The sequence below is a fragment of the Bradyrhizobium sp. WSM4873 genome (genome assembly GCF_055811355.1).
Genome location: NZ_JBVVPS010000001.1, coordinates 757,771 through 770,800, shown reverse-complemented (window position 1 = coordinate 770,800; position 13,030 = coordinate 757,771). Strand labels below are relative to the sequence as shown.

General features: G+C 65.5%; 9 protein-coding genes and 1 riboswitch. Of the genes, 8 read left to right on the top strand and 1 reads right to left on the bottom strand.

Features of this window, described 5'->3' with window-relative positions; genetic code table 11:
• Window positions 1-44: 44 nt before the first annotated feature.
• Together cobF and cobT are read left to right on the top strand one after the other, a co-directional pair.
• Window positions 45-794: a precorrin-6A synthase (deacetylating) gene (gene cobF, locus AC0L21_RS03710; RefSeq protein ID WP_473258219.1), complete on the top strand. Its 750-nt coding sequence runs from the start codon at window positions 45-47 to the stop codon at window positions 792-794.
• 15 nt (window positions 795-809) lie between these two features.
• Window positions 810-1,862, top strand: coding sequence for a nicotinate-nucleotide--dimethylbenzimidazole phosphoribosyltransferase (cobT, locus tag AC0L21_RS03705; protein WP_473258216.1), 1,053 nt, complete (start codon window positions 810-812; stop codon window positions 1,860-1,862).
• Here cobT and AC0L21_RS03700 read toward each other — a convergent pair whose 3' ends face one another.
• Complete coding sequence (locus AC0L21_RS03700; protein ID WP_473258214.1) at window positions 1,863-2,435, bottom strand: histidine phosphatase family protein; 573 nt, start codon at window positions 2,433-2,435, stop codon at window positions 1,863-1,865.
• Window positions 2,436-2,507: 72 nt separating this feature from the next.
• Window positions 2,508-2,709, top strand: a riboswitch (cobalamin riboswitch).
• A gap of 117 nt (window positions 2,710-2,826) precedes the next feature.
• On the opposite strand from AC0L21_RS03700, the gene AC0L21_RS03695 reads away from it, so the two are divergent.
• The 6 genes from AC0L21_RS03695 to AC0L21_RS03670 all read left to right on the top strand — a co-directional run bounded on the left by AC0L21_RS03695 (window position 2,827) and on the right by AC0L21_RS03670 (window position 13,029).
• Entirely contained in the window at window positions 2,827-5,175 is a 2,349-nt protein-coding gene (locus AC0L21_RS03695) for a TonB-dependent receptor (RefSeq protein WP_473258212.1), read from the top strand.
• 11 nt (window positions 5,176-5,186) lie between these two features.
• Window positions 5,187-6,614 (top strand): PepSY domain-containing protein, encoded by a 1,428-nt coding sequence (locus tag AC0L21_RS03690; protein WP_473258210.1) that lies wholly within the window; start codon window positions 5,187-5,189, stop codon window positions 6,612-6,614.
• Between the two features lie 460 nt (window positions 6,615-7,074).
• Window positions 7,075-9,078, top strand: a complete 2,004-nt coding sequence (locus AC0L21_RS03685; protein WP_473258207.1) for a hydantoinase/oxoprolinase family protein — start codon at window positions 7,075-7,077, stop codon at window positions 9,076-9,078.
• Complete coding sequence (locus AC0L21_RS03680; RefSeq protein WP_473258205.1) at window positions 9,075-10,655, top strand: hydantoinase B/oxoprolinase family protein; 1,581 nt, start codon at window positions 9,075-9,077, stop codon at window positions 10,653-10,655. The genes AC0L21_RS03685 and AC0L21_RS03680 overlap by 4 nt, the downstream gene beginning before the upstream one ends.
• A gap of 10 nt (window positions 10,656-10,665) precedes the next feature.
• On the top strand, window positions 10,666-11,961 hold the full coding sequence (locus AC0L21_RS03675; protein ID WP_473258202.1) for an aminotransferase class III-fold pyridoxal phosphate-dependent enzyme: 1,296 nt from the start codon (window positions 10,666-10,668) through the stop codon (window positions 11,959-11,961).
• Between the two features lie 135 nt (window positions 11,962-12,096).
• Window positions 12,097-13,029 (top strand): N-carbamoyl-D-amino-acid hydrolase, encoded by a 933-nt coding sequence (locus tag AC0L21_RS03670; RefSeq protein WP_473258200.1) that lies wholly within the window; start codon window positions 12,097-12,099, stop codon window positions 13,027-13,029.
• The last annotated feature ends 1 nt before the right edge of the window (window position 13,030 follow it).

The following is a 13,030-nucleotide window of genomic DNA, read 5'->3' as shown; positions in this document are numbered from 1 at the left end:
GACAAGCGAAAGGGCGGCCGTGATGGCCGCTCTTCGCGGCCACGATGCTCACGCTCTCCTTGATAGGCATCGGTTGCGGCGATCCCGAGCAGCTCACGCGCGCCGCGATCACTGCCATCAACGCGGCCGATCTCGTCCTGATCCCGCGCAAGGGAACCGCAAAATCCGATCTCGCCGATCTCAGGCGGACGATCTGCGCGGATGTACTCACCAGTGACACGACGCGTATCGCCGAGTTCGATCTGCCGGTCCGCGATGCCGCTGAAGCGGACTATCGCAAGGGCGTGGACGATTGGCACGATGCCGTGGCCGCTGCCTGGTCGCAGACGATTGCAGATCATCTCGAAGGCGAGGGCAGAGTCGCGCTGCTGATCTGGGGCGATCCCTCGCTTTATGATTCCTCGCTGCGCATTGCGCGGCGGCTCAATCCCTCGCCAAAGATCGAGGCCGTTCCCGGCATCACCTCGATCCAGGCGCTGTGCGCGGCGCATGCGCTGCCGCTCAATGACATCGGCGAGCCTTTTCTCGTCACGACCGGACGCCGCTTGCGCGATGGTGGCTGGCCGGCAGGTGTCGATACCGTGGTGGTGATGCTCGACGGCGGCACGGCGTTCCAGTCGCTTGATCCGGCCGGCCTGCACATCTGGTGGGGGGCCTATCTCGGCATGCCCGATCAGATTATCATGTCCGGCGCGCTGGCCGAGATCGGCTCCCGTATCGTCGCCGTGCGGCAAGAGGCGCGCGAGCGGCACGGCTGGATCATGGACAGTTACATCCTCAAGCGCAGGCCGTGAGGCAAGCGAGGCAGCATGCTCCCCGAATGGGTCACCCAACAATGCCCCGATATCTCCGCAGTCCACCGCGAGGCGGCGGTGGCGCGGCAGGCGCAACTGACGAAACCGACCGGCGCGCTCGGCCGGCTCGAGCAGCTCGCGATCGAGCTTGCGGGCCTGCAAGCAACCGATCAGCCGCGCGCGGCGCGGGCGCCGATCATCATCTTCGCCGGCGATCACGGCATCGTCGCGCAGGGCGTCTCGGCCTATCCGAAAGAAGTGACCATCGCGATGCTGGCGAACTTCGCCTCCGGCGGCGCCGCGATCTCGGTGCTCGCGCGCGAGCTGGGCTCCAACCTGGAGGTCGTCGACGCCGGCACGCTGGCGCAGCAAGAGATGGCTGGAATCGTGACCGACAAGCCGCGCAGCGGCACGCGCGATTTCAGCGTCGAAGCTGCGCTCACCCCCACGGAGCTGGCATTTGCGTTCGACGCCGGCCGACGTGCGGTGACGCGCGCGCAGGCCGGGCAGCCCGATCTTCTGATCTTCGGCGAGATGGGCATCGGCAACACCACGACATCGGCGGCGATCGCGGCCGGCTTGCTCGGCGTGAGCGCGGAGGAGATCGCGGGCAGCGGCACCGGCATCGACGCGGCTGGCCGTGCGCACAAGGCGCGGGTGATCGACGCTGCGATCGCGCGCCATGGCATTGCAGGCGCTTCGCCCGAAAAGATCCTGTGCGCCGTCGGCGGCCTCGAGATCGCGGCCATCTGCGGTGCAATTATCGCAGCAGCGCAGCGCTGCATCCCCGTGTTGATCGACGGCTTCATCGTGTCGGTCGCGGCGCTGGCGGCGGCGCGGCTCAACCCGTCGTGCCAGCCGTTCCTGCTGGCTTCGCACCAGTCGGCGGAGCAGGGACATCGGCTGGTGCTTCGCGCGCTGAACGTGCAGCCGCTGATCAGCCTCGATCTCAGGCTCGGCGAAGGGTCGGGCGCAGCCATCGCGCTGCCGCTGGTGCGGTCGGCCTGCGCCCTCCACAACGGCATGGCGACCTTTGCGCAGGCCAATGTGCCTGATCGTCCCGCCTGATCAAATCATCGGTTGATTGACGCAGACGACGCGCCAGCCGGTCGCGAGCCGGTCGATCCGCGTCAGCGACAGCGGATCGATTACAAAGCGCAGCGCCGCTTGTGGCGTCAGATCCAGCGCGATGCACAGCGCCGCGCGGATCGTGCCGGAATGCACGACGAGCGTTGCGGCCCCGGTGCCGATCTTCGACAAACCTAGCCGGACGCGCGCGACCTGTTCCTCAAAGCTTTCGCCGCCCGGGGGCCGTCCGCGCGCCGCATCGTTCCAGAACCGTGCATAGGCCTCGCCACCGGTCGCGGCGAGTTCGTCATGCCGACGGCCGGTCCAGTCGCCAAAGTTCTGCTCGCTGAATTCGTCCAGCTGCAACGGCTCGAGCCCCAGCGCGCGGGCCGTTTCGACCGTGCGCCGCGACGGGCTCGCATAGCGCGCGGCGTCCCGCGGCAGGCGCTGCCGCAGCGCCTCCAGCTGCGCGCGATCGCCGAGATCGGCCGGCACGTCGGCCGCATGGATCGTCCCCGTGACGCCATCGACGGGCGCGTGTCGTATCAGCCAGAGGAAGGTCTCGCCTTCCATGCTTATCTCCAGGGAAATTGGTCGCCGTGGCACTAACGCGGCAACTGATACATTGACTCTGTCTGGATCGTAATCCTAGATGCTCGCGACGGTTTCCCCGAGAGGGGATGAAAAGGGAATGCGGTGCGGGGACATTGTCCCCAATGCCGTGGCTGCCCCCGCAACTGTAAGCGGCGAATCTTGCGTCACGTGCCACTGGGTGTCTCGGTCCCGGGAAGGCGACGCAAGGTACTGACCCGCGAGCCAGGAGACCTGCCGTCAGCCGTGGTCACACGCGAAGATGTCGGTCGGGGAGTACAGACATTCGGCTTCATCGGAAGGCTTATAAGCCCGAAGATGGGACCTTGGTTCGCTGTGACGTGCCACTGACGTCATACCGAGGTCCAAGACCGTGTCTCCTGTTCGTATTGTACGACCGCGCGCGTTCCTGCTCGCATCCGCCGTGCTGACATCCTTTGCCGTGCTTGATCCGCCCGCCGCGCTGGCGCAGCAGGCCCGCGAACCTCTGCCGCCGGTCGAGGTAACGCCCGTCCAATCCCGCAAGCCGGCCAAGCCCGCCGCGCGGGAGGCGCAGGGCCCGCGCCGCGCGGCTGCGCGCAGGCCAACGGTCGCATCTGTAACGCCTAAGCCTGTCGTGCCGAACGCGGCAGCACAGACGCCGCTCAACACCAATACCGTTGCGGAAAGCGCCTCGCGCCTTGGCCTGACCGTGCGCGAAACGCCCGCGACCGTGGAGGTGATCTCGGCCGCAACCATGCGCGAGCAGGGCTACCGCACCGTGTCCGACGTCGCGCAGGGCGCGGTGGGCGTCACATCCGGCGACAATCCGGCCGAGCCTTCGGCTTTCTCCATGCGCGGCTTCACCAACAGCCAGATCAACACGCTCTACAACGGCATCAAGATCGGTCCGCAGAACATGACCTCGCGGATCACCGACACGGCCAATCTGGAGGCCGTCGAATTCCTGAAGGGTCCGGCGTCGCTGATGTCAGGCGAGGGCGCCGCCGGCGGCGCGATCAACTTCGTCACCAAGCAGCCGCACACCGGTCCGATCCGGAACGAGGCGGATTTCTCCTGGGACTCGCTCAATTCGTTCCGGGCGCATTACGGCTCGGGCGGCAGCACCAATGTGCAGGGGCTGGACTATCGCTTCGACGTCAGCCGTTCCTCGCTCAATGGCTTTGCCGACGACACCAACACCAAGACGCTCGACGTGTCGGGCCAGCTCAACTACCGCATCTCCGACAGCCTCAAGGTCTGGGGCGCGATCGAGTACCGCGAAGATCGCTCGAAAGCCTATTGGGGTGCGCCGCTGGTGCCGATCGCCTTCAGCGGCTCGCATGCGACGACGGGCATGGTGTCCGGCAGTTATTTCAACAAGACTGATCTTGGGGCCGTCACGATCGACGACCGCACCTTCAACACCAACTACAACGTGCTCGACAACAAGAACGTAGCGAAGGAGGTCTGGCTGCGCGGCGGTTTCGAGCTGAAGCTGGCGCCCGACCTGACGCTGAAAAGCCAGGCCTATGGTTACGGCGCAGAGCGCACCTGGTTCAACAATGAGATCGAGGCGTTCAATTCCGGTACGAACCTGGTGGACCGTGAGCGCTTCTATGTCGCGCACAGCCAACGCCTGGTCGGCAACATCACCGACTTGATCTGGGATGCGAATATCGCCGGCTTTGACAACCGCTTGGTCACGACGCTGTCCTCAAGCTATCTTGATTTTGTGAGGCCGGGCGCCGCGAATTTCCCCGGCGATTCCGTTCCACTGGTCGATCCGCCTCGCGGCTATTACGGCCTGCTCACCATTCAGCAGCAGACTGCGCGCATCGATAATGAGGCGCTGTCATTCGAGGACCGGCTGAAGCTCACGCGCAGCTTTTCGCTAGTCGGCGGCCTGCGCGTCGAGCATATCGGGCTCGACCGCAATTCGACCGACAAGTTCGGTCTGGAGAAGGCGAACTTCCCGTTCTCGCAATCGTGGGCCCCGACCACCGGCCGTATCGGCTATACGTGGGAAGTCGTTCCGGGCCTGACCTTCTTCAGCCAATATGCGACCGGCGCCGACTTCGCAGCCAACAACATCTTCCTGCTCAATCCGACCGATCCGCTCAACCTGACCACCGCGCGCACCTATGAGACCGGCGTCAAGCATCTGTTCTGGGACAACCGGGCGGAGTGGTCGTTCTCGGCCTACGACATCCTGCGCAAGAACGTCTATGCCGCGGCCGGCGGCATGCAGCTCAATCTTGCCGGACGGCAGGAATCGAAGGGCGTCGAGCTTGCCGCGTCCGTGCGTCCGATCGAGCCTCTGCGTCTCTGGGGCAACATCGCCTATGTCGATGCGCGCTACGCCGACTACGATTTTGTCGGCGGCTCGTTCTCCGGCAACACGCCGCCGAACGTGCCGCGCGTCGTCGCCAATGCCGGCGCGTCGTACCGGTTCTTCACGCCCTGGGCGGTCGAGCTCGGCATCACAGGCCGCCATGTCGGCGACCGCTACAACACCGATGCCAACACCGTGACGCTGAAGGCCTATACCGTCGCGGACGTCTATGCCTTCGTCGACATCCCCAAGACCGTGTTCGATGCAGTCGACCAGGCCCGCCTGACCTTCCGGGTGCGCAACATCGCCGACAAGCGTTACGCGATCTGGGGCGATCCGTTCTATCCCGACCAGATCCTGCTGGGCGCGCCGCGGACCTATGAAGTCTCGGCCGCGTTCAAATGGTAGGACGCTGATCGATGATGCGCGCGATCGTCCTGCTGCATCGATGGCTCGGGATCGCGTTCTGTCTGCTGTTCGCGATGTGGTTCGCGACGGGAATCGTGATGCACTTCGTTCCGTTTCCGTCGTTGACGGAATCTGAACGCTTTGCCGGGCTCGTGCCGCTGGCTAGCGCGCAGATGAAGATCACGGTCGCCGACGCGGTGGCTGCGAGCGGGATCGCGGATGCGACACGCGTTCGCCTGATCCAGCGCAGCGACGGACAGGTCTATGTCGTCTCGGGGCCGTCGCGCGCGGGCGCAGTCCGCGCCTCCGACGGGGCCGACGCGTCGGTCAAATCATTCGACGTCGCGCTGGCCATCGCGCGAGATCACGCCCGCAGCCGTGGGCTGGATGCCGCGCGAGCCGCAATCGTTGCGCGCTCGGACTATGACCAATGGAGCGTGCCGAACGGCTTTGACCGCCACCGGCCCTTGTTTCAGGCTGCCCTCGGCGACTCCGCCGGAACGGAGGTCTATGTCTCCTCGCTCACCGGCGAGATCGTTCTGGATACGACGCGCAGCGAGCGGACCTGGAATCTCGTCGGCAGCGTGCTGCACTGGATCTATCCGACAGTCCTGCGAAGTAATTGGTCGCTGTGGGATCGCGTGGTCTGGACCTTGTCGCTGCTGGCCCTGATCGCAGCATTGCTGGGCGCTGTGCTCGGCCTCGCGCGGATCAAACCTCGAGGCGGTCTGATCGGCTCGCCCTATCGCGGCTGGCATGCGCTGCATCATCTCATCGGCCTCGCCGCGATGGTGTTCGTGCTGAGCTGGATTTTCAGTGGCTGGCTCTCCATGGATCACGGGCGGCTGTTCTCGCGTGGGCAATTGACCTCGGCTGAATCCAGCGTGATGAACGCTTCACCGAACTGGGCGGTGGCTGTATCGCTCGATCGGCAGCCTGTGTCGCCGTCGGCCCGTGAAATCGAATGGTTTGCCTTCAACGGCAATCTCTATCGGCGGGATCGGACGGGCCTTGCCGGTCAGACATTGATCAAGGCAGGGGATGTGCCCCGCGATGGACCAACGGGATTTCTGGATGTGCACGAGGTCCAGGGGCTGACCGCGCACCTCGCGGCCGGCTGCGGCGTACCGTCCGTACTTGCCGGCAATGACGACTATCCCGCGCAGTCCACCGTTCCGGGTGCCCCGGTCTACCGCTCCTACTGCGGCGACCTCTGGTTCGACATCGACGGCGCCAATGGCAATGTGCTGCAAAGGCTGGATTCGTCGCGGCGGGCTTATCGCTGGTTCTACGGCGCGCTGCACACGCTGGATTTTCCGGTCCTCGTCGCGCATCCGTTGCTGCGCGACTGTTTGGTCGTCGGGCTCTGCGCCCTCGGCTTTCTGTTCTCCATCACCGGCATCGTCATCGGCTGGCGCCGCCTGGTCGGGATGCGTTGAGCGGGCAAAACCACCGCTTACTGATCGTACAATAAAGAGAGGCTGAGCCGACTGCCATGCATAGCTCATAAGCAATCGCATGGCCCGTAGCGCCGGTCGATCGCCTGCAAATTAGACAGTGCGTGCGCGGCGCGCGGATTGCAGTGCAGCGGATGTGGCGTTTCGTCCGGGAAAATTCGTGGTGCGCTGCACTTGTCACGCGTGGAACGATCCACACAGACCTGCTCTCCATGCGGGCAGCGCTGCACTAAAATGTGCCTCGGCGCGCCGCGCTGGTTGCGGACCGGTCCTGTGCGTTGCGACAACTCTGGCCCTATCCCGAGCCCGTCGCTCTGTCGCACGCTCGCAAGCGGTGGCATGACAGGGGATGATGATGAGCGCTCTCGGATTGCGATTGAACCTGGCGATGGACGGGAAGCACCCGGCGTCCGGTTCAAACGTCGTCCGCAGCTGACGCCAAATGAGCACCGACGAAAATCACTGGGAGGTCGGCACCGATATCGGTGGCACCTTCACCGACATCATCGCAATCCGGCGCTCCCCCGCGGAGGCGCGGATCGCGAAAGTGCCATCACGCCCGCAGGCTCCGGTTCAGGCGATGCTGGAGGCGATCAAGGCGGTGGGCCTGCGCAAGAGCGAGGTCAGGCGCTTCGTCCACGGCACCACGCGCGTGACCAATGCCATCGTCGAGGGCAGGCTGCCGAAAGTGGCGCTGGTGGCGACCGAAGGCTTTGCCGACGTGCTGGAGATCGCGCGCTATCGCCGCCGCGATCTCTACCGTCTCGACATCCCGCCGAAATCGCCGCCGCTGGTGCCGCCGGAACGATGTTTTGGCGTCGCCGAGCGCCTCGATCATGAGGGCCGGGTGCTAAAGGCGCTGGAGGAATCGGAGATCGAGCGCCTGGTCGCATGGCTGAAAACGACCGGCGTGCAGAGCGTCGCGGTCGCGCTGCTTCACGCCTATGCCAATCCCGTCCACGAGAAAATGCTCGGCGAACGCCTCAAGGGCGTCGTTGCCCACGTCTCGCTGTCGCACGAGGTCAATCCCGAGGCGCGCGAATACGAGCGGACTTCGGCGACCGTGTTCAACGCGGCCGCCATGCCGATCGCGGTGGAATATCTCAGCGAGCTGGAGCAGCGGCTGCCGATCGGCCCGGGCCTGCAGGTGTTTCATTCGGCCGGTGCCATGGTCCCGATCGCGGCGGTGAAGCGGCGGCCGCTGGTGATGGCGATGTCGGGCCCCGCGGCCGGCGTCTCCGCATCCGTCAGCATCGCGCGTCAGCTCGGCACGTCGCGGATGCTGACGTTCGACATGGGCGGCACCACGACCGACGTCTGCCTGATCGTCGACGGCCAGGCCGAGATGACGGACGGCCGCATGCTCGGCGACAAGCCGCTGCGCCAGCCGATGCTCGCGGTTCATTCGATCGGGGCGGGCGGCGGATCGATCGTTCGCAACGGCCCCGGTGGCCTGACGGTCGGGCCGGAAAGCGCCGGCTCCGAGCCGGGACCGGCCTGCTACGGCCGCGGCGGTACCAAGCCGACCATCACCGACGCCAACGCCGTGCTGGGCTATCTCAATCCCGACACCAAACTTGGCGACCGGATCGGAATCGACATCAAGGCAGCGACTGATGTCATCGCGCCGATCGCGCGCGCTCTGGGGCTGAGCCTGACCGAAACCGCGCTCGGCATCATCAAGGTCGCGAATGCGACAATGGCGCGTGCGCTCCGCCGCGTCACGGTCGAGCGGGGCATCGACGGACGCGATTGCACGCTGCTTGCCTTCGGCGGTGGCGGCCCGATGCACGCCGCGGGCCTTGCCGATCTCTACGGGATTGTCGAGGTCGTCGTTCCCAGTGCATCGAGTGCGTTTTCGGCGCTGGGCTGTCTCACCGCCGATTTCAGCTTCCTCCAGCAGCAAACCCTGCGCGCGGCGCTCGACGGCATCGACCTCGCCCGTGTGTCGGAGCGGATCCGGGTGCTGATCGACGATGCGTCGGCGCCGCTGATCGCCAATGGCGTTGCCGCGACCGAGATTCAGATCGAGCTGGTGGCCTTGATGCGCTACGCGGCGCAGAACGACGCCATTGCGGTGCCGTTCGCGCGACCGCTCGACGTCATCACGCTGAAGAAGGACTTTCTGGCCCGGCACCACGAGCTGTTCGGCTATGCGACGGGCGAGAGCTGCGTCATCGAATCCGTGCGGGTGCAGGCACGCCGTCCGTCGACGACCGTCGTGAGCCGGCCGGCCGTCGCGGTCAGGACGGTCGGCGAGCGCATCTGCTCGTTTGACGGCTTTCACGACATTGCCACAAGCATCATCGATCGCGCCTCGCTGACCGAGATCGTCAGCGGCCCGGCCATCATCGAAGACGCATGGTCGACCGTGGTGGTCCCGCCCGGCTGGCAGGCGAGGCCGGATGTTTCAGGCAATCTGTCCCTGACGCGGGGGGCCTCATGAAGCTCGATCCGTTCGTCGTCGAGGTCATCAGGCACGGGCTCTCGGCCGCGGCCGAGGAGATGAGCCTGGTGATGACGCGCTCGGCGCGCTCGCCGCTGCTGCGCGAGGCCGGCGACCTGTCGTCGGCGATCACGGGCGCCCGCGGCGACCTGGTCGGGCAGGGCCGCGACATCCCGATCCATCTCGGCGCGATGGCCTATACGGTCCTCGAATTGCTGAAAGTGGTGCCGCGCGACAGCCTGAACGACGGCGACGCACTGATCTACAATGTCGGCCCGCTCGGCGGCAATCATCTCAACGACGTCAAGGTCGTGCGGCCCGTCTTCGTCGATGGCGAGATCGTCGCGTTCGCGGTCAGCCTCGCGCATTGGCCCGATATCGGCGGCACCTGGCCCGGCAGCTATTTTGCGAAAGCCATCGACACCTTCCAGGAGGCGATGCGCATTCCGCCGGTTCTGATTGCTACTGCAGCCGGCGTCAATACGCCGATCGTGCAGCTGCTCAAGGCCAATGTTCGGGATCCCGAATCCTGCGAGGGCGATCTTCTCGCCCAGATCGCCGCAACGAAAGCCGGCGAGAAGCGCATCGTCGAGCTCTGTCGCGAGCACGGCAAGGCGGTCTTCACGGCGGTGCAGTCGCGCCTGCACGATCTCTCCGAAATCGAGATGCGCGAGGCGCTGCGCGATCTGCCGGATGGCGTCTACGAGGGCGAGGATTATCTGGACGACGGCGGCGTCAACAACGCGCCTGCGCGCATTCATGTCAAGATCACCATTGCCGGCGACGAAGCGACCTTCGACCTCTCGGGAAGCTGCGACCGCGTCTCGAATTTCTGCAACACGACCCCGTTCATGGCGCGTTCGGCGGTGGCCTATGCCGCGCGCATCATGAGCGGGCGCGACATGCACCAGAACGCGGGCGCATTGCGGCCGCTGACCATCATCACGCGCCCGGGCTCGATCCTGGAGCCGGGGTGGAATGCCTCGGTCGCGGCCGGCAACCACGAGACCTCGATGCGCATCGTCGATGCGATTTTTCGCGCGATGCAGAATACGATCCCCGAACGTCTGTCGGCCGGCGGGGCGACCACGGCGGGCGTCCTCTTCTTCGCCGAACCGCGACAGAACGGTTCGTGGAAGATGCTCTACGAGGTCCACGGCGGTGGCGAGGGCGCGCGGCACGATCGAGACGGCATCTCGGCGACGCGGGTGCATCTGTCCAACACCTCGAACACGCCGGTCGAGGTGATCGAGGCGAATTACGCGATTCAAGTCGAGCAGCAGGCCATTCGCTGGCAGTCCGGCGGCGCCGGCGCGCATCGCGGTGGAGACGGCGTCATCCGTACCTATCGCATCCTGGCGCCGTCGATGCATTTGACCACCTGCATCGAGCGCATGGTGATCGCGCCGTTCGGCATGCAGGGCGGCGAGCCCGGCAAGACCTGCCGCATCTCGCTGATCAGGCAGGACGCGAGCGTCGCGATCGACGGCAAGTCGAACCTGGTGCTGCAGCAAGGCGATCTCGTCACGATCGAGACCTGCGGCGGCGGTGGCTACGGCGTCGAGGCTGCGGAATGAAGGGATTGCAATGAGCAGATTGTTGCGAACCGGGCTGAATGCCGGCGACTGCGCGCCCATGGCCGTGATCGGTGGCGAGGGCGTCTATTTTCATCTGTCAGACGGCCGCAAGCTCATCGACGGCAGCAACACCGGCGGCGGCCTCGGACACCGTCATCCTGCGATGGTCGAGGCGATCCGCCGCGCCGCGGATACGCCGGTCGTGAACGAGGGGTGGACCTGGGTCGGCCGCGAGCAGGCCGCTGACGATTTGATGGCCACCGCGTTCCGTGGCGAAGAGGATTGGGTCGGCGCGGTGCGCTTCTGCATCAGCGGCAGCGAGGCCAACGACATGGCGCTGTCACTTTGCCAGGCGTTGACGCAGCGGTCTGCGCTGGCGACGCGCGAGCGCGCCTATCACGGCATCACCGGCCTGTCGCGCAGCATGACCGTGCAGCCGCAATGGCATGGCGGCCTCGCGGTGCACTCAGGCGGCTCGAAGCTGCCGGCGCCGATGGCGCCCGTGCGGATATTGCCGGCACCACACGGCGCGATCTATGGCGCGCCGCCCAACAACACCCCGCCCAGTGAATATCTGGCGGATGCCACGCACCTGCTTTCGGACACGGCCGCAACCATCATCGACTACACGCAAGGCGGCATCTATTACGACGGTGCCTATCAGGACGAGGTGGCGCGGTGCGCGCGGCAGGCCGGCTCGTACTGGATCGCCGACGAAGTGGTGACCGGTGCGGGCCGCGCCGGGCGCTGGTTCGCGTTCGAGGGTGCCGAAAGCCGCCCTGACATCGTGACGCTCGGAAAATCGCTCGGCGGCGGCGCGGCGGCGGTTGCCGCGGTGGTGGTGTCGAAAGATATCGTCGAACGGCTCAAGGGCACGAGCTGGCAGAATTACGGCACGTTGCGCGGGCATCCTATCAGCATGGCCGCCGTTAGCGCCTATCTCAAGGTCGTCAGCGAAGAGAAGATTCTTGAGCACGTGAAGAACCTCGAAAAGCTGTTCACCCGCCGTCTGCTCGTCATCGCGCAAAAGCATCCGAGCGTGCAGCGCGTGGCCGGGCAGGGGCTGCACTGGACCGTGGAGCTGCACGGGCCGGACTGGCGCTCCTGGCACGCTGACACTACCGAGGTGCCGATCGCCTCGCGCGTCGCGGAGCGGGCCCTGGAGGCAGGCGCCGTGATCGGCACCAGCGGCGAGCAGACCTCGCTGTTCCTCGCACCGCCGCTCGTGATCTCCGAGCATGAGGCCGGGCTGCTTCTGGACGCGCTGGACCACGGTCTCGATGTTGCGGATGAAGAGCAGACATGATGGTGCATCGCGCAACGCACACTGTGCCGATCGGCAGCCACCGGCTGGAAAGTCCGGGCGATGCTGCGTTATGCTGCGCGCGCCGGCACGTGATTGAACTGTAGCTTAGCTCGAGACATCACCAGGAAATCGCCGATGCGTATCGTCAATGTTGCCGCCGCCCAGATGGGTCCGATTCAGAAAGCCGACAGCCGCGAGGCCGTGGTCAAGCGTATGATTGCGCTGATGGATGAGGCCAAAAGCAAGGGCGCCGACCTGATCGTCTATCCGGAACTGGCGCTCACGACCTTCTTCCCGCGCTGGTATGTGGAGGACCGGGCCGAGTTCGACAATTGGTTTGAGCGCGAGATGCCCAATGCGGCGACCCGGCCGTTGTTCGAGCGCGCGGCGCAGCATCAGATGGCGATGAATTTCGGCTATGCGGAGCTGACGCCGGACGGGCATCATTTCAACACTGCTGTTCTCACCGACAAGTCCGGCAAGATCGTCGGAAAATATCGCAAGATCCATTTGCCCGGCCATGTGGAATACGACACCAAGCGCTCGCACCAGCATCTGGAGAAGCGCTATTTCGAGCCGGGCGATCTCGGCTTCAACGTCTGGCGCGAGCTGGGCGGCATCATCGGCATGGCCATCTGCAACGACCGGCGCTGGCCCGAGACCTATCGCGTCATGGGCTTGCAAGGCGTCGAGATGGTGCTGATCGGCTACAACACGCCGTCCGTGAATGCGGAGAGGAGCGATGAGGGCGTCGAGAAACGCCTGTTTCACAACCGCCTCTCCGCGCAGGCAGGCGCCTATCAGAACGCGACCTGGGTCGTCGCGGTGGCCAAGGCCGGCAACGAGGACGGACACCCGCTGTTCGGCGGTAGCCTCATCGTTGATCCCAATGGCGAAATCGTCGCCGAAGCGAAGACGGAGGACGACGAGCTGCTGGTCCACGCCTGCGACCTCGACGCCACCACCTTCGGCAAGACCACGATCTTCAATTTCGCGCAGCATCGCCGTATCGAGCATTACGGGCTGATCACCAGCCGAACGGGCGCAGTGCCGCCGCCGGAGAAGTGAC